At 67.8% G+C, this 17410-nt stretch carries 17 protein-coding genes; 8 read left to right on the top strand and 9 right to left on the bottom strand.

Annotated elements, in window-relative coordinates:
- The first annotated feature begins 212 nt into the window (after nt 1-212).
- Nucleotides 213-1796 carry a tetratricopeptide repeat protein gene (locus tag GGQ80_RS03330; RefSeq protein WP_183982491.1) on the top strand — a complete coding sequence of 528 codons (1584 nt, stop codon included), beginning with the start codon at nt 213-215 and terminating at the stop codon, nt 1794-1796.
- A gap of 1 nt (nt 1797) precedes the next feature.
- The gene (locus GGQ80_RS03335; RefSeq protein WP_183982492.1) at nt 1798-2556 is read left to right on the top strand and encodes a WecB/TagA/CpsF family glycosyltransferase; all 759 of its coding nucleotides are present in this window, start codon (nt 1798-1800) and stop codon (nt 2554-2556) included.
- Here GGQ80_RS03335 and GGQ80_RS03340 read toward each other — a convergent pair whose 3' ends face one another.
- Nucleotides 2557-3408: an EpsD family peptidyl-prolyl cis-trans isomerase gene (locus tag GGQ80_RS03340; protein WP_183982493.1), complete on the bottom strand. Its 852-nt coding sequence runs from the start codon at nt 3406-3408 to the stop codon at nt 2557-2559. It abuts the gene before it with no gap.
- Between the two features lie 104 nt (nt 3409-3512).
- Between GGQ80_RS03340 and GGQ80_RS03345 the strand changes: the two genes are divergently transcribed.
- Nucleotides 3513-3746 (top strand): XrtV sorting system accessory protein, encoded by a 234-nt coding sequence (locus GGQ80_RS03345; RefSeq protein WP_343050875.1) that lies wholly within the window; start codon nt 3513-3515, stop codon nt 3744-3746.
- On the opposite strand, the gene epsI is transcribed toward GGQ80_RS03345, so the two are convergent.
- Both epsI and xrtV read right to left on the bottom strand, forming a co-directional pair.
- Nucleotides 3747-4433 carry an exosortase-associated protein EpsI, V-type gene (epsI, locus tag GGQ80_RS03350; protein ID WP_183982495.1) on the bottom strand — a complete coding sequence of 229 codons (687 nt, stop codon included), beginning with the start codon at nt 4431-4433 and terminating at the stop codon, nt 3747-3749. It lies immediately after the preceding gene.
- Nucleotides 4430-5359 (bottom strand): exosortase V, encoded by a 930-nt coding sequence (gene xrtV / locus GGQ80_RS03355; RefSeq protein WP_183982496.1) that lies wholly within the window; start codon nt 5357-5359, stop codon nt 4430-4432. The genes epsI and xrtV overlap by 4 nt, the downstream gene beginning before the upstream one ends.
- Nucleotides 5360-5657: 298 nt before the next feature.
- Here xrtV and GGQ80_RS03360 point away from each other — a divergent pair, with 298 nt between their 5' ends.
- Together GGQ80_RS03360 and GGQ80_RS03365 are read left to right on the top strand one after the other, a co-directional pair.
- Nucleotides 5658-6497, top strand: coding sequence for a 2OG-Fe(II) oxygenase (locus GGQ80_RS03360; protein WP_246346842.1), 840 nt, complete (start codon nt 5658-5660; stop codon nt 6495-6497).
- Between the two features lie 244 nt (nt 6498-6741).
- Nucleotides 6742-7374, top strand: a complete 633-nt coding sequence (locus GGQ80_RS03365) for a PEP-CTERM sorting domain-containing protein (protein WP_183982498.1) — start codon at nt 6742-6744, stop codon at nt 7372-7374.
- 4 nt (nt 7375-7378) lie between these two features.
- Here GGQ80_RS03365 and GGQ80_RS03370 read toward each other — a convergent pair whose 3' ends face one another.
- The 3 genes from GGQ80_RS03370 to GGQ80_RS03380 form a co-directional block, all read right to left on the bottom strand.
- Nucleotides 7379-7642 carry a hypothetical protein gene (locus GGQ80_RS03370; RefSeq protein ID WP_183982499.1) on the bottom strand — a complete coding sequence of 88 codons (264 nt, stop codon included), beginning with the start codon at nt 7640-7642 and terminating at the stop codon, nt 7379-7381.
- Between the two features lie 28 nt (nt 7643-7670).
- Nucleotides 7671-8588: an alpha/beta fold hydrolase gene (locus tag GGQ80_RS03375; RefSeq protein ID WP_183982500.1), complete on the bottom strand. Its 918-nt coding sequence runs from the start codon at nt 8586-8588 to the stop codon at nt 7671-7673.
- Nucleotides 8589-8695: 107 nt separating this feature from the next.
- Nucleotides 8696-9928 carry an FAD-dependent oxidoreductase gene (locus GGQ80_RS03380; RefSeq protein ID WP_183982501.1) on the bottom strand — a complete coding sequence of 411 codons (1233 nt, stop codon included), beginning with the start codon at nt 9926-9928 and terminating at the stop codon, nt 8696-8698.
- 59 nt (nt 9929-9987) lie between these two features.
- On the opposite strand from GGQ80_RS03380, the gene dinB reads away from it, so the two are divergent.
- Nucleotides 9988-11106: a DNA polymerase IV gene (dinB, locus tag GGQ80_RS03385; RefSeq protein WP_246346843.1), complete on the top strand. Its 1119-nt coding sequence runs from the start codon at nt 9988-9990 to the stop codon at nt 11104-11106.
- Nucleotides 11107-11205: 99 nt separating this feature from the next.
- On the opposite strand, the gene GGQ80_RS03390 is transcribed toward dinB, so the two are convergent.
- Genes GGQ80_RS03390 through glmU form a run of 3 tightly spaced genes read right to left on the bottom strand, consistent with a single transcriptional unit; the run spans nt 11206 to nt 15364 of the window.
- On the bottom strand, nt 11206-12123 hold the full coding sequence (locus tag GGQ80_RS03390; protein WP_183982502.1) for an ROK family protein: 918 nt from the start codon (nt 12121-12123) through the stop codon (nt 11206-11208).
- A gap of 34 nt (nt 12124-12157) precedes the next feature.
- Nucleotides 12158-13981: a glutamine--fructose-6-phosphate transaminase (isomerizing) gene (gene glmS / locus GGQ80_RS03395; protein ID WP_183982503.1), complete on the bottom strand. Its 1824-nt coding sequence runs from the start codon at nt 13979-13981 to the stop codon at nt 12158-12160.
- A gap of 30 nt (nt 13982-14011) precedes the next feature.
- Complete coding sequence (gene glmU, locus GGQ80_RS03400; RefSeq protein WP_183982504.1) at nt 14012-15364, bottom strand: bifunctional UDP-N-acetylglucosamine diphosphorylase/glucosamine-1-phosphate N-acetyltransferase GlmU; 1353 nt, start codon at nt 15362-15364, stop codon at nt 14012-14014.
- 60 nt (nt 15365-15424) lie between these two features.
- Between glmU and GGQ80_RS03405 the strand changes: the two genes are divergently transcribed.
- Nucleotides 15425-16111 (top strand): HAD-IA family hydrolase, encoded by a 687-nt coding sequence (locus GGQ80_RS03405; protein ID WP_183982505.1) that lies wholly within the window; start codon nt 15425-15427, stop codon nt 16109-16111.
- 47 nt (nt 16112-16158) lie between these two features.
- Entirely contained in the window at nt 16159-17367 is a 1209-nt protein-coding gene (locus GGQ80_RS03410; protein ID WP_183982506.1) for an ATP-binding protein, read from the top strand.
- Nucleotides 17368-17410: the final 43 nt, after the last annotated feature.

Raw genomic sequence — 17410 nt, forward strand, 5'->3', positions numbered from 1 at the left:
GGGTGCCAGCGACAGTAGAGACGCGACAGAAGCGACGATGATCCGATACATGTTATCCCTCCCCCTTGGGGCAATCCGCGGTTCCATACTGCTCGCCACCGTTACTGACCAGTCGTTTCGGGACTATTGACGTCGCGCGCCATTCGTCTCGCGACGGTACAGGGCGCCATACCCCTCGTTGCTTTTTGTGGCCGTTGCGGCATGAACCCAGCATGTCCTTCCTCCGCATCACGTCTGGACGGCGATTCCGCCGCGCCTTGCTGGCATCCACGTTGCTGGCGCTTGCCGCGTGCCAGTCCCCCAGCGAAAAGGCCGCCGCCCTCGGCGCCCAGGCCCAGCAGTTGTTCGAACAGCAGCGCTATTATGAAACGTCGCTGCTATTGCAGAAGGCGCTGCGCGCGCGCGACGACGTTCCCGAACTCTGGCTCCTGTTGGGCCGCGCGAAGATCGCGATGGGGGATTATCCCGGCGCCTATGCCGCCTATCGCTCGGCGCTCGACCTCGACCGTGCCAATCGCGAGGCGATGGCGGCGGTCGCTCAGCTGTCGCTCAACCGCGGCGACTTTGCCGGTGCCGACGATATCGCGACCCAGATCCAGGCGCTCGCCCCCGACGATGTCCTTGCCGCCCTCGTGCGCGGCTATGCCGCCCTCGGCCAGCAGCGCTACGACGATGCGCTCGGCATCGCCGACGGCCTCATCAAGCAGGATGGCAGCAACGTTGCCGCCCGTGTGATCCGCAGCATGGCGCTGGAACGGCAGGGTCAGATCGACGAGGCGCTCGCTGCGCTCAAGCCGGTCGCCGACCAGACCAGCCCCGACCTCTTGAGCCAGCTTCAGCGCCTATACGAGCGCACCGCCGACCCCCGAGCGATCGCTGGCGTCCTGCACCGCCAGCTCGCCGCCACTCCGCAGCGCGCAGACCTTCGACTCGGGCTCGCGCGCCAGGCCTACACCCTGGGGGCAAACAACGACGGCGCCGAGCAACTGGCGGCCGCCTTGCTGCGCAGCGACAAGGACGATCTTCGCCAGGGCGCGATCGCGGTCTGGATGGAGAGCGGGGCCGCTCCGGCGGCGGTCATCGCCAGCGTCGGCTCACTGTCGCGTGACGTCCCCACTCTGCGGCTCGCCCTCGCCCAATATCTCCTGGCGCGCGGCATGGGAGCCGAAGCACTGGCGCAGCTCAAGGATGTCGGCCCGCCGGCCGCTGCCAAGACCGACGACGCGTCGCGCCAGGGTACGCGGGCGCTGGCGGAAGCGATGAGCGGTCAGTTGCAGAGCGCGGCGACGCGTGCCGCGGCGACGCTTCAGCTCGACGACAACGAGCCGTTCGCGCTGATGGCGCTCGCACGCCTTGCGCTGGCACGCGGCGACACCAACCAGGCGCTGCGTGACTCGCGCGTCGTGCTGCGCGACAATCCCCGCCTGCCGATGGCCTACCGGCTGCTGGCCGAAATCTACACCAAGCGCGACGAAGGGCAGCTCGCCGACCGGACGATCGACGACGGCGCCACCGCCAATCCCGACAGTGGCGAATATCTGGCGATGAACATTCCGCGGCTGATCGCGCAGGGTAACGTCGACGAGGCGATGGATCTTTCACGCGATTTCACGATCCGCAATCCAGCGTCGATGACCGGTTGGCTGACGCGGCTCCAGGCATGCCGGAAGGCGGGCGATGCCGAATGCGTACGCCGCGGCTCGATCATCGCGGCGCGGCTTGCCGGCAAGGGCGGCGCCTTCCCCGCCATCCCCGATGACGAGCGCCCGACCGATCAGCCGCGTTGGACGATCTGACATGACCGGATTTCTCGGCATCGATTATGACGATCGCTCGACAGCCGCGATCATCGACGAGCTGGCCGCGCGCGATCCCGGCGCACCCTTCGCCTATCTGGTGACCCCGAACGTCGACCATGTCGTCCGCCTGCACGAGGATCAGGGCGCCGATCGCGACGCCGTCCACGCCGCCTATCGAACCGCCGACTGGTGTACCTGCGACAGCCGGATCCTTGCCGCGCTCGCGCGGACCAGCGGCGTCGATCTCAGCGTCGTGCCCGGCAGCGACCTGACCGCGGCGATCATCGGCAGCGTGCTGCGTCCGGGCGACCGGATCGCCCTGGTCGGCGGCAGCGACAGTACGACCGCGATCCTGGCCCGCATGCTACCTGGCGTGACGATCGTCGAGCATCGCCCACCGATGGGTCTGCGCCGCAATCGCGCGGCGATCGACGACGCGGCGGCGTTCATCGCCGGCGCTGGCGCACGGTTCGTCTTCCTGGCGGTGGGGTCGCCCCAGCAGGAGCTGGTGGCGGCGGCGACGCGAGCGCGGGGCGATGCCACCGGTATCGGCCTCTGCATCGGCGCCGGTATCGAATTCGTCACCGGCGAGCGGAAACGCGCACCGGTCTTTCTTCAGCGGCTGCACCTCGAATGGGCGCACCGCTTGCTCGGCGATCCGCGCCGTCTGTGGCGGCGCTATCTCGTCACCGGACCGCGCGTATTCGGCCTGGCGCTCGCCGACGCGCGCAGGCGCCGGCGAGGCACGTCGGCCTGATCAGTTCTTGGCAGCGCCGGCCGCGGGCTTCTTCGGCTCGAAGCCCGGCTGATACTCGATCTTCGCGGAGGCGCGGGCGTCCTTCACCTGCTTCTGCGCGGTATCCATCACGCTCTGGCGGCGGACCGCGTCGGCCGCGACGGCCTGGGCCTGCTTGGGATCGAGCGGCTGCGACTGCTTGCCGGTGACGACGCTGACGATCACGCCCTGACCGGCGTTCAGCACGAACGGCTCGCCCGGCGGCAGCGCGTCGATCTGCTTCAGCAAATCGGCGGGGACGCTGGCCGAATCGACCTGACCCTTGCGCTGCTGATACTTGATGCCGAGCGAGTCGAGCCGCTTGGCCACGGCCGCCAGGCTGTGGTCGTCCTTCAGCGCCTGCAGCTTCGACGGATCCGCCGGCGTCGGGAAACCGATCTGGTCGACCGAATAGATCACGCGGTTGGTGAACATGCCGGGGTTCTTGGCCTCGAACGCCTGGATCTGCGACGCGGACGGCACCGGCAGATTGCTCGTCACCTGCTTGCCCAGCATGCCGATCAGGATGTCGTCGCTGGCGCGGTTCTGGGTCTGGAGGAAATCGGGGCTCTTATCGAGGCCGCGCTCTTTCGCCTGCTGAACCAGCAGTTTGCGATCGATCAGCCGCTGCAGGGCGTCGGCGCGCGCAGCCTTCTGCTGTTCGGGCGTAGCGTTGGCGGGGAGGTTCGCGTTCTTGAGTTCGCCGTTCAGCTCGGACAGCGAGATCTCTTGCCCGTTCACCACCGCGACGACCTGGCCGGTCGCCTCGCGCTTGCATGCGGGCAGCAGCAGCACCGTGGCCAGCAGCGCTGCCGTGAGTGTCTTGTTCTTCACATTAACCCCCTTCTTCACTCGCGTGACGACGCACGCACTATACCAAATTGATTGACGTGATACAGACGGCCGACTGATCGCGACAGGAGAGATTTTTGGAAACGGTGTACGACTGGATCACGGTCGCCTTCTTTGCCGGCTTGATCGTATTGTTGCTCCAGCGTTCGGTCGGCGATGGCCCGCCGCGCGACTCCATGCTTCACTATGCGTTTCCGGCGGTCGGCTGCGCGGTGACCAACTATTTGGGCAACCACGATCAGCATGTTCTCGCCATCCTGCTGTTCGTCGCTGTGGTCGGCTATACTTTCTACTTCCTGAAGCCGCTGCAGCTGCGCTGATCAGCGGTCGCCGATCAGCATCTTGCGCCCTGGGGGCTTCAGCGCCCCCAGCATCGACCGGAAGAATCCATCCAGCGTTACCAGCGCATTGTCCGAATCCGGCGAGATCATCGAAACGCGGCCCAGCAATCCGTCGGGCACGAAGCCGTGCAGGTTGTCGATCGCCATGTCGATCCGCTGCTCCGCCCACCGCAGCGGGAAATCGTTGCCGACGCGCGTCCAGTATAACACGTTCTCGATCCGCGGGCCGCGCTGGGTCACCAGGAAGCGGGCGGGTATCGATTTGCCGTCGCCGATCGCAACGGTGACGTCGCGCGAACTGTTGATCGTGAAACCGGCCGCAGGGTAGCACACCTCCGGCCGGTGAACCTGCAACCGGCCTTCCTGCTGGCTGCTGTACGCGGCGAGCAGCATGATCGCGTCGGAATCGTCCGACCCGTCCTGGGTATACACCCGCGTCATGAGCTGCTCGTAGAGCATCTTCGACAGCTGGTCCTGCGGCGGCAGCACGAGGCCCGACGCGGCGGCATAGCTCCACTCGCCCATCTGATGGGGAAAGAGCGCCTCGAACTGCGAGCTGCTGATCGGCTGCGTGTAACGGCGCGGGTATAGGGCTTGGCCGAGCCCGGCGATGCCGAGCATGGCGCCGCCCATCAGCAGGCGACGACGGTCGGTTGCAAGCTTCATGCGGCCTCTCCCGTCCGCGACGCACCCATCAGGCGGGACATTCCCGCGTCGATCAGGAAGATGGCACCAACGGCGACGACGAACATGAACAGCCCTGCGAACTCGTGAAGGAAGCCCTGCGCCATCGCCTCGCCACCGTAATAGGTCAGCAGCACCAGGAACAGAACGCGGATGAAGTTGGCGAACACCGCGATCGGGAAGATCGCGAGCAACAGCACGGCGGTGTATCGCCAGCTCGCATTGTGCCGGAGGTACACATAGAAACTGCCGATCGCGGTCAGGCTGATCAGTGAATTGAGCCCGGCGCACGCCGCCGCGATCAACAGCTCGAACTGGCCGATGAAGATGCTGACCCCCGAACTGGCGACCGGATAACCAAGCGTCGACAGCAGGCCGACGACGGCGTTCGAGATTCCGATCTTCACCGGCTGGGTGCCGATATCGATGAAGGTGTCGGGGATCGGCACCAGGAAGATCGAATAGAGGATCGGGAACCACAGCACCGCCAGCATCGGCCCCCCACCGACGCCGTAGAGCAGGCTGACGAGGATCAGATACGTCGCCAGCGCCTGCACCTCGGTCAGACCGGTGATCGTCGAGGCCAGGTATAGTAGCAGCGACAGGCCGAGCAGCACCGCCGTCAGGGCGGGCGAGCCGGGCACCGCCGCCGCCTTCGCCCGGGCGGCGTGGAGGGCGAACAGCCAGATCGCGGTCCCGAAGACGATCGGCGCATGGCCCGCCGCCTCGGTATTCCAGCCGCGGGTCATCAGGCTGAACAGCGTCGGCACGGTGATCGCGAGAACGCCTAGCCAGAATATCGGATTGCGACGGAACGCGCGCAGGAGCGTCGCCATCTTCTGCTGTGCGACCACGCGAAGGTCGCGCGGCCCTTGCGGCGAAGCGTTACCGGCGGCGTCCACGGCCATCGTACCTGGGGGCGGCATCGCCGTCATACCCCGACCCCGACTAGGCGGCGTTCGTCGAATCGACGCACCTGCAGCACCACCAACACCGCCATTGAATCTCGATCCTTCCCCGCAACCTATGCCGTACAGCGTTCGATACGGAACGACAATCGTTCGCGCCGTGTCGGCACGCCATGGCATCTGCCGCTGAAGAATGCATGAATGACGAGACGATCGGCCGTCCGGCACTTGACGTCGTTCACCGCTCTTCAAGCAAGCGTCGGTAACGGCTACACCCGATGCGTTAATGGAGGCGGCATTGAGCGTTTTACATCTATCGAAGACCGGGACCTATCTGCATTTCGACCGCGCCGAGTGCGAGGCTGCCGGCGAGACGCGCGCTGCCGCCTATCAATCGGCGTCGCCCTTTCCCCACATCGTGATCGACGAATTGCTCGATCCGGCGATGCTGCGCCAGGTCGCCGCCGAATATCCCTCACTCGAGGGCTTCACCCATTTCGATCGCGACCAGGAGCGACTGAAGTACCAGTTCACGCCGGAGAAGATTCCGAGCGCGCTGACCCGCAACCTCCTCGCCGAACTCAACAGCATCGCCTTCGTCACCTTCCTCGAGAAGATGACGGGGATCGACGGCCTTATCCCCGACCCCCATTTCTCGGGCGGCGGCCTCCATCTCACCAAGCGCGGCGGCCATCTCGGCGTCCATGCCGACTTTAACCTCCATGGCGAGATGAAGTTGGAGCGACGGCTGAACCTCATTGTCTACCTCAACGACGACTGGGACGATTCTTATGGCGGCCACCTCGAACTGTGGGACACCGAGATGAAGGCTTGCGAGGTGAAGGTCGCGCCGCATATCGGGCGTGCGGTGGTCTTTTCGACCTCGCTCGACAGCTACCACGGTCATCCCGATCCGCTGACCTGCCCGCCCGAGCGCGACCGCCGATCGATCGCCACCTATTATTACACCGCCTTCGACGAGAAGCTGGCTGACGTGCCGGCGCGCGATACCAACTTCCGGCCCCGTCCCGGCACCGGCGATCGGATCGACTGGGCGGCACGCGCGCATCACTTCATCAACGATTGGGTGCCGCCGCGTCTCCAGCGCTACGCCCGCCGGCTCAATCCGATTCGCTGACGCCCGGCGACTACGCGGGCGATTCGCGATGGAGTCGCCCGGGCACGATGTTGACGTCCGAAGGCTCTGCTCCAGTCTGGCACAGCGCTTTCGGGCGTAAACTTTACGCCTCAATACTTTTGTTACGAACCGTGACAAAATTGTCAGTTAACGCCGCGTCATCGATCCCGGAAATGGTTAAGTCATTGACCGGAGCAACGACTTCCAACACTTTTCCTGCATCACGTCGTTCAGGAGATTTCGGATGTTCAATCGGTTAACGGTCGCTCTGGTGGGCACTGCCGCCGCCGCGATGCTGCCGACCGCGGCCAGCGCCACCGGCTACATCCAATATACCATGAGCGGCAATGTGTCGGGCACGCAGGTGACCCAGCCGATGAACGGCCCGGGATCCAGCCAGACGGTGTCGGGCCGCGCCACCTTCACCTATTACCTGCCCGCTACCGGCACTCAGGGCACCACCGCCTATTTCATGGGCGGCACGAGCAGCTTCGGCAGCAACAGCTTCAACGAAACCGGCATGAGCGGCACCGGGCGCGGCCAGATTGCGGGCACCGCCTGCAGTGGTACCAGCGGCATCGATCCCAGCTGCGGTTTCGCTCGCATTCTCGATGGCTGGCGCGGCGGCAGCTACGACCTGATCGGCACGATCGATACCTTCACCGCCACGGTAATGACGGCGCCGGTGTCGCAGATCGGCTTTTCGTCCTACCTGCTCGACCTGAGGCCGGTGACGGTCGGCACCGGATCGAACACCCGCATCGCCAACGTCGCTGCGGTGCCGGAGCCCGCGACCTGGGTCTCGATGATCGCCGGGTTCCTGCTGCTCGCCTATTCGCTGCGTCGCCGCCCGGCGCGCTCCACGGTCGCCGCCTGAGACGCTAGCGCCGACGGCGGTCCAACTCTGCGTCGATCCCGTCGCACAGCATCGGGTCGCCATCGGCGTCGCGACGCGCTGACTGTAGCTCGTCGTCATCGGCGGTGGCGAGCAGGTCGGCCATTCGCGTCGCGGTCGTCGTCGCAATCTCGGCGTCGAGCATCGGCGGCGGCTGCATTCCCAACGGATCAGTCACCAGCGGCGTCGCCAGATCGGCGCCGCCTGCCGATGACGCGAGCAATGCCTGCATCTGTTCGTAGAGCGTCATCGCATTCTCCTCGCCACCGTTCCGCCCGTCAACCGCCAGCCGCCTCGTCTAGAGCCGGGTCCGCCGCACGCGCGTGATCCACGATCAGCCGCGCAAGCAGCGGCAGCTGTGCCGGCGGCAAGTCATGCGCCATCTGCGCGATCCGCTCCAGCCGTGCGCCGGGGATGCGACGCACCAGATCCTCGCCGGCGGCAACCGGGATCAGCGGGTCCGCCTCGCCGTGGATCACCAGCGTCGGCGCCGTGATCCGCGCCAGCCGCTCGACCCGGCTGCCGTCCGCCAAAATCGCCAGCAGCTGCCGTCGCCCGCCCGCCGGGTCGTAGTTGCGATCGAACGCAGCCGCCGCCATCTCGGCCAGCATCGCCTCGTCGCGCGCCGGATCGGGAAAGGACAGCAGCCGCATGATCTCCGCGCCTCCCCGGATGGCAGCATCGCGTTCGCCGGGCTTCGGTCGCCGCCGCAGCAGCGCGCGGCGCACCTCGGCCGTAGGTCCGGGCACCTCGGGCGCGCCGCTCGACGACATGATCGACGTGAGGCTCGCGACCCGATCCGGCCATCCGGCCGCCATCAGCTGCGCGATCATGCCGCCCATCGACGCGCCGACGACATGCGCGCGGTCTACGCCGAGCGCATCGAGCAGCGCGATCCCGTCCGCCGCCATGTCGGTCAGCGTATAGGCCAGCGGCAATCGGACCCGCAGCTTCAGCGCGACCAGCGCCAGTAGCGGGTTGATCGCGAACGCGCCGTCGAGGTGCGTCGACAGCCCGACGTCGCGGTTGTCGTAGCGCACGACGAAGAACCCCTTCGCCGCGATCCGCTCCACCAAGGCATTGGACCAGGCGATCATCTGCGTGCCCAGCCCCATCACCAGCAACACGCACGGGTCGGCCGGATCACCGGTCGTATCGTAAAACAGCTCGATCCCGTTCGCGCGAACCTTCGGCAATGGCATCCTCCGCAACCTGCCGCCCCAGTGTCGGGGCCGTACCGATCCTCGTCAATTGCCCGGTCGTAACGATCCGAACTGCCGCCGGGTTCTGACGCGCGCGCGCATCAGCCGCCAAGGACGGCCACCACCTCGCCCGCCGCCCGCTCCCCGCTCTCCCAAGCGCCGTGAGCGGTCGAGAAATCGAACGGGTGCGTCGCCTCACCGGCGAAGAACAGCCGATCCTCGATAGGCGTCGCCAGCACGCCGCGTGCGTCGGCATGGCCCGGCAGCGCATGGCTGTACGATCCGCGGACATGCGTCATGCGGCACCAGCTCGACCCGATCATCGGACGCAGGTGCCGCCGGATGCCGCTACCAAGCAGCCCCGCCAACTCGTCGAGCGCGAAGGCGACGGCCGCGCCCAGTCCCTCGCGCTCGAGCATCACCGCGCCGCGCCCACCGAAGAACGCCTCGATCATGGGACGGCCGAAAGGCCGCATATAATAGCTGCCCGTCTCCGCCCGCCGCGGATCGCCGATCAGATGCGTCTCCGCAGCCAGCCCGTGCTCGCCGTCGAGCGCCAGGAACAGCTTGTCCGCCAGCCCCAGCGGCAATCGCGACGCCGCCTCGACATGCCCCCGCGCCGCCTGGGGCAGCGCGATGGCGCCGCCGGCCAGCACGTTGGTCGAAACGGTGACGACCGCCGCCGCCGCCTCAATCGATCCGCGATCGGTGACGATGCGAACGCCGTCCCGCGTCAGCGCGATCTCCGTGACCGCCGTCGCCAGCGCCATCGCCGCGGCCGGCAACTGCGCCGCCACCAGCGCGCCATACCCGGCCGGAACCCGCCAGTTATGATCGGTCGCCTTGGTATCGTAAGCCAGGAAATCGGCGATCGAGAGCCGATCGAGCTCGGCCCCGTTCATATAGCCGCTCAGCGCCTCGGCATAGCCGCGCCACGGATCGTCCACCGGCATCGCCTCGCCCGCGCGATCGCTCGGCGGTGGTGCCGTTTCGATCCGATGCTCGAAACGCTCCCAGGCTCGATGCGCCGCCTCCTGCTCGGCGGCGCTGAAGCTCAGGTCGCGATACTGCTCGCCCCATGCCGACCGCGACCGATCGACCGCGAAGCCCGATCGCTCCGCCAGCGCCACCATCGGATTGCGATCCGCCGAATGGAGCCAGCCGCAGCCGAGGTCGATCGCCATGCCGTCGATGGTCTCGGTCCACGCCCGTCCGCCGATCCGTGTGCTCGCCTCGACCAACAGCACGCGCCGCCCGGCCTCCTGCAACCGGGCCGCGGCGGCGATGCCTGCGGCGCCTGCGCCGATCACGACGACGTCATGGCTGGTGGTCACGGCATTCCCCCGCGTTCGAACGATGCCAGCCAATGCCGGGGACGGGGCGCCAGTTCCCGATGCTTGACAGCCGCCCGCCGAACGCGTTCGACGGCGCCGCCATGGCCGGCGGAAACTCGCGCAAGATCATCCACATCGACATGGACGCCTTCTACGCGTCGGTCGAGCAGCGCGACGATCCGTCGCTCCGCGGTCGTCCCGTCGCTGTCGGCGGATCGCGCGCGCGCGGTGTGGTCGCCGCTGCCAGCTATGAAGCGCGCGCATTCGGCGTGCGATCAGCGATGCCGTCGGTCACCGCGCTGCGCCGCTGCCCCGACCTCGTCTTCGTGCCGCCGCGCTTCGACGTCTATCGCTCGGTGTCGCAACAGATCCACGCCATCTTCCGCGACTACACCGACCTGATCGAGCCGCTGTCGCTCGACGAGGCCTATCTCGACGTCAGCGAGGACCGCCTCGGCCTCGGCTCGGCCAGTGCGATCGCCGAACAGATCCGCGCGCGGATCAAGGCAGACACCGGCCTCACCGCCTCCGCCGGAGTCAGCTACAACAAGTTCATCGCCAAGCTCGCGTCCGATCAGAACAAGCCCGACGGCCTGTGCGTCATCACCCCAGCCAAGGGCGCGGCCTTCGTCGCCTCGTTGCCGGTCAAGCGCTTCCACGGCGTCGGCCCGGTGACGGCGGCGAAGATGGCGCGCCTCGGCATCGAAACCGGCGCCGACCTGCGCGACCGTCCCCTCGCCTTCCTCCAGGCGCAGTTCGGCAGCTACGCCGATTACCTCTACGGCGCCGCGCGCGGCGAAGACCATCGCCCCGTCCGCGCCGACCGCCCGACCAAGTCGGTCGGGGCAGAGCGCACCTTCGAGACAAACCTGTCCGACCCCGCCGACCTCCACGCCGCGCTCGATCGCGTCGCCGACGCCGCCTGGATCCGCATCGAGCGCCTTGGCACGCGCGGTCGCACGGTGACGCTCAAGCTGCGCCATGCCGACTTTCGCACGATCACCCACGCCCGCTCGTTCGCGGGCGCGGTGCCGGACAAGGCGACCTTCCTCGCCACGGGCCGCGCCCTGCTCGATGCCCAGCTACCGGTGCCGGCCGGTGTCAGGCTGCTCGGCCTGACGCTATCGGGTATCGTCGAGGACGATGCTGACAACATTCAACCGACGCTTCCGCTCTAAACACGCCCTTCGACAGGCTCAGGGCGAACGGATCGAGGCAAACGACCAGAAAACCGTTCGTGCTGAGCCTGTCGAAGCACCTGCCCCACACCGACGCGCTTATCCCCCGGCGTAGGAGCGATGCAGATGCTCCTCCAGCGCCTGCGCGCCCAGCACGATCGCGCCGAGCGGCCCGGCATTGTCGCCCAGCGCCGGCGGCACCACGAACGTCTCGGCCAGCTGTACCTCGGGTAGCGCGATATAGCCCGCCAGCGACTTCGTCATCGCCGAGCGCACGCGCGGAAACAGGTGGCTGTTTCCCATCATCACCCCGCCGCCCATCACGATCCGCCGCGGGGTGCCGGTCAGCACCAGCGTATGGCACAGCTGGCCCAGCGCATGGGCGACGCCCTCCCACACCGGATCGTCGGCGCCGATTTCCTGCCCCTTGCGTCCGGTCCGCGCCGCCAGCGCCGGCCCTGCGGCCAGCCCCTCGCAGCACGCGCCGTGATAGGGGCAGCTGCCGACCCAGTCGTCACCCGGCAACCGGACGGGTCGGATATGGCCCAGCTCGGCATGCGTCAGGCCATCGACGGGTCGATGCCCGGCGATGACGCCGACGCCGATCCCCGTCCCGACCGTCGCATAGGCGACGTCGGCCAGCCCCTTCGCCGCGCCCCACCGCGCCTCCGCCAGCGCCGCCCCGACCACGTCGGTATGGAACGCCGTCGGCACGCCGTATCGCGCCTCGAGCCGCTTCGCGACGTCGGTCCCCGCCCAGCCGGGCTTGGGCGTCGACGTGATCTGGCCATAATCGGCGGCGTGGCGATCGATCGAGATCGGACCGAAGCTCGCGATGCCCAGTGCCGAAAACCCGCCCCAGCCGTCGAGGACGCGTTCGATCCCAGCCATCGTCTCGTCGGGCCGCGTCGTCGGCAGCGACACGCGATCCTCGATCTGCTCGGGACCGCGCGCCAGGATGCAGACGCATTTGGTGCCGCCCAATTCGATCCCGGCAACCAGCGGTGCGTCGGTCATCCTTGCTTCTCCTACAAACGAGTCGCCTGCCGGCCTATTCGACCGTGACCGACTTGGCGAGGTTGCGTGGCTGGTCGACATCCGTCCCCTTGGCGACGGCGACGTGATACGCGAGCAGCTGCACCGGCACCGCATAGACCAGCGGCGCGATCAGCGGGTGCACCTTGGGCATGGTGATCGTCGCGATGCAACCCTCGCCTGCCGCCTGGATGCCGTCATAGTCGCTGATCAGGATGACCTTGCCGCCGCGTGCCTGGACCTCCTGCATGTTACTGACGGTCTTCTCGAACAACGGCCCCGACGGCGCGATGACGATGACGGGGACGTTCTCGTCGATCAGCGCGATCGGCCCGTGCTTCATCTCGCCCGCGGCATAGCCCTCGGCATGGATGTAGCTGATTTCTTTCAGCTTCAGCGCGCCCTCGAGCGCCAGCGGATAATCGGTGCCGCGCCCCAGATACAGCACGTCGCGCGCACCCGCGACCGCGCCCGCCATTTCCTGGATCGATTCGTCATAGGCCAGCGCGGCGTTGAGCGCCGCCGGCGCCTCGCCCAGATGCCGGACGATCTGCCGCTCCTCGCCGTCCTTGAACAGCCCCTTGGCATGGGCCAGGTTCGCCGCCAGCGCTGCCAGCACCGCCAGCTGGCAGGTGAACGCCTTGGTCGAGGCGACGCCGATCTCCGGCCCGGCATGCGTCGGCAGCAGCAGGTCCGCCTCGCGCGCCATCGAGCTGGTCGGCACGTTGACCACCGCCGCGATCGTCTGGCCTTCCGCCTTGGCGTGGCGCAGCGCCGCCAGTGTGTCGGCGGTCTCGCCCGACTGGCTGATGACGATCATCAGCCCGCCCGGCTCCATCACCGGCGCGCGGTAACGAAACTCGGAGGCGACATCGAGGTCGACGGGCACGCGCGCGAATTGCTCGAACCAGTATTTGGCGACCATGCCGGCGTAGAAGCTGGTGCCGCAGGCGACGATCGTTACCCGCTTGATCGCCGACAGGTCGAACTCCGGGATCGGCAGCGTTACCCGCTCTTCCATCCGCTGAAGATAGGATCGCAGCGTCTGCGCGACGACGATCGGCTGCTCGTAGATCTCCTTCAGCATGTAATGCCGATGGTTGCCCTTCGACACCAGCTCGCCGGTCACGCCGGAGATGGTGACGGCCCGCTCTACCGGCTTGTTGTCGCGATCATAGACCTGCGCCCCCTCCTCGGTGCAGACCACCCAGTCGCCCTCGTCGAGATAGGCGATCCGCTGCGTCAGCGGCCCCAGCGCCAGCGCGTCCGAGCCGAGATACGTCTCGCCCTCGCCATAGCCCACCACGAGCGGCGAGCCGAGCCGCGCGCCGATCAGCATGTCGGGGTGCTTGCGGAACAGGATCGCGAGCGCGAACGCGCCATGGAGCCGGGGCAGCACCTCGCGCACCGCGCCGACCGGGTCAAAGCCGGCCTCCACCTTCTCGCTGACCAGATGCGCGACCACCTCGGTATCGGTCTCGCTGGTAAACACGCGCCCGCGCCCGATCAGCTCGTCGCGCAGCGCCTTGAAATTCTCGATGATGCCGTTGTGGACCACCGCGACCTCGTCGGTCGCATGCGGGTGGGCGTTGTTGGTCGTCGGCCCGCCGTGCGTCGCCCAGCGTGTGTGCGCGATGCCGGTGCAGCCCGGCAGCGGATCGGCCGCCAGTTCGCGTGCCAGGTTGACCAGCTTGCCCGATGCGCGACGCCGCTCGATCCGACCGCCGTGATCGGTCGCGATCCCAGCGGAATCATAGCCGCGATATTCCAGCCGGCGCAGCCCGTCGAGCAACCGCTCCGCCACTTCTTCCCGACCGACGATGCCAACGATGCCGCACATGTGTGAACGCCTTGTTCTGAGGAAGATTGATTAGCGAGCGGCCTTCTTTGCCGCCATCCGCTCGCGAAAGCGCTTGGCCCAGCCGGGCTTGCTCTGCCGCTCGGCCCGGACCAGCGCCAGCGAGTCCGCGTCGACGTCGGCGGTCACCACCGATCCCGCGCCGACGATCGCGCCCGCACCGATGCTGACCGGGGCGACGAGCGACGAGTTGGATCCGATGAACGCCCCCTCGCCGATCTGCGTGCGATACTTCAGGAAACCGTCGTAGTTGCAGGTGATCGTGCCCGCGCCGATGTTCGCGCCCGCGCCGATTTCGGCATCGCCCAGATAGCTCAGGTGGTTGGCCTTGGCGCCTTCGCCCAGCACCGCCTTCTTCATCTCGACGAAATTGCCGACCTTGGCCTTCCGGCCGACGACCGCGCCGGGGCGCAGCCGGGCATAGGGGCCGATCTCCGCGCCCTCACCGACGGTTGCGCCCTCCAGATGGCTGAACGCATGGATCGTCACGCCATCGGCAATGCTGACGCCGGGCGCGAAGACGACATTGGGCTCGATCACGACGTCGCGGCCGATCGCCGTGTCGTGCGCGAACCAGACGGTATCGGGCGCGATCAGCGTCGCGCCGTCCGCCATCGCCTGCGCGCGCCTCGCCGCCTGCCAGGCCGCCTCGACGCCGGCCAGTTCGGCGCGGCTGTTGACGCCCGCGACCTCGTCCGCCGACGTCTCGACCACGACGGCCGAGCCACCCTCGTCGTTCGCCAGCCCGATGACGTCGGGCAGATAATATTCGCCCGCCGCATTGTCGTTGCCGACGCGATCGAGCAGGCGCCACAGATCGTCGGCGCGTGCCGCCATCAGCCCCGAATTGCACAGCGTCACCGCCCGTTCGGCGGCGTCGGCGTCCTTATATTCGACGATCCGGTCGATGCTGTCGCCGCTGCCGACGATCACCCGGCCATAGGCCGCCGGATCGGCCGGCCGAAACGCGAGTACCACCGCGTTTGGTCGCGGCTTGGCATGAAGCGCGCCCAGCATCCGTCGCATCGTCGCCGCCGTCACCAGCGGGACGTCACCATACAGGATCAGCACGTCACCCGCGAAGCCGTCGAGCGCGTCGCGCGCCTGAAGAACGGCATGCGCCGTCCCCAGCTGCTCGGCCTGCAATGCCGTGCCGATCCCCAGCGGCGCCACCGCCGCCTCGACCTGTTCGCGCCCGGCGCCGGTCAAGACCACGACCTTTTGCGGCGACAGTGCCGACACGCTGTCGATCAGGTGCAGCAACATCGGCCGCCCGGCGATGGGGTGAAGCACCTTGTGCAGGTCGGATTTCATCCGCGTGCCCTTGCCGGCGGCAAGGATGATGACGGCGAGTGGCGTGGTCATATCTGCCGCTTGCCACCAAGACATTGCCAATTCCAGTCCGCCACGTCAGCAGCCGCGGCCATGACCGAGATTTCACGCCCCCGTTTCCCGTTCGACATCGTCGGGTTCGACCTCGACGGTACGCTGCTCGACACCACCGCCGACCTCGCCGCCGCGGTAAACCACGCGCTCGCGTCCGCCGGGCGCGCGACGCTGACCATCGATCAGGTCCGGCCGATGGTGGGCGGTGGCGGGCGGCACATGCTCGCGCAGGGCATGGCGGCGACCGGCGGCTGCACCGACGACGAGCTCGACGCGCTGCTCCAGCGCCTGCTCGCCTATTACGAGGAACATATCGCCGATCTCACCCGCCCGTTTCCCGGCGCGCTCGCTGCGCTCGATCGACTGGCGGAAGTCGGGGTGAAGCTCGCCATCGTCACCAACAAGCGCGAACGACTGGCGCGACTGGTGCTTGGCCAGCTCAGGCTGACGGGCCGGTTCGCGACGATCATCGGCGGCGACCGGCTCGGTGATGGGCGCGGCAAGCCGGCGCGCGACCTGATCGATCTCATGATCGAGGAATGCGGCGGCGGCCGCGCCGCCTTCGTCGGCGACACCGTCTACGACGTCGAGGCGGCGCGTAACGCGGGCATTTCGGTCGTGACCTTCAATCCCGGCTTTCCCGACATGCCGACAGGCGATCTCGGCGCCGATGCCGTGATCGACCATTACGATGCGCTGATCCCCACCCTCGAACGGCTCGGCTGACGCCAGCGGCTTGGACAAGCCGCCGCCGCCCCGCCAAAGAGCCGCGCATGACGTCCCGATTCGCGCAACGTCTGCTCGGCGCCATCGCCATCGCCGCGATCGGGGCGATGGCGGCCGGGGTCGTCGCCAACGCCGATGCGGCGGCGATCACGCTGGTCGTCGGCATCGCCGGTGCGCTCGCGGCGATCGGCACCCGCGACGACGAGAATGTCGCCAAGGGCGATGCCGAGGGCAATGCCGACCAGCTGCTCGGCGAGGTGCTCGACACCATCGTCGAGCCGGTACTGCTGATCCGCGGCGGCGTCGTCAGCTTCGCCAACGCCGCCGCGACCAAGCTGCTCGGCGACCATATCGTCGGCGAGGACGCCCGGGTCGCCATCCGTCACCCCGCCGCCGCCGGCCGCCTCGCCTCGCGCGGTGGCGACGATCGGCCGGTCGAACTGCATGGGCTGGGCTCCCCCGACCAGCGCTGGGAAATGCGCGTCGGCGAGGCGGGTGACGGCGCGCGCATCGTCCAGCTGATCGATCGCACCGGCAACTATGCCGCCGAACGGATGCGCGTCGATTTTGTCGCCAACGCCAGCCACGAGCTGCGCACCCCGCTCGCCTCCATCCTAGGCTATGTCGAGACGCTCTCGGAGGAAGCGGGCGAGGACCCCGGCATCCGCGCCCGCTTCCTGAAGGTGATGTTCGACGAGGCACGCCGGATGCAGCGGCTGGTCGAGGACCTGATCTCGCTCAGCCGGATCGAGGCGGAGAAATACCGTACCCCCGCCGAGACAATCGACCTCGCCATGCTGGCCGAGGACATTCGCGACGAGCTCGCCCGCGGCGGCAGCGAGCGCGCCCGCGACGTCTCGTTGACGATCCAGACCGAGGGCGCGCTGGTCGCCGGCGACCGCGCCCAGTTGTCGCAGCTGCTCCACAATCTCATCGGCAACGCGATGAAATACGGCCGCCCCGGCACCCCCGTCCGCGTCACCCTTGGCCGCGATGGCGAGCGGATGCTTCGCCTCGCCATCGAGGATCAGGGCGACGGCATCGCGCCCGAGCATATCCCCCGCCTCACCGAGCGTTTCTATCGCGTCGATGCCGGGCGCAGCCGCTCGCTCGGCGGCACCGGCCTCGGCCTCGCGATCGTCAAGCACATCGTCGAGCGCCATCGCGGACGGCTCGACATCCAGAGTCGAGTCGGCGTCGGCACCACCGTGGCGGTCGTCATGCCGCGCGCCCAGACCGCTGTCATCAAAGGGTAACGCCACTGTCACAGAGGGCAGCGCAGCGGTGACGGGGGCAGTC

Origin of the sequence: Sphingomonas jinjuensis, from assembly GCF_014197105.1 — a bacterium.
GTDB lineage: Bacteria > Pseudomonadota > Alphaproteobacteria > Sphingomonadales > Sphingomonadaceae > Sphingomonas > Sphingomonas jinjuensis.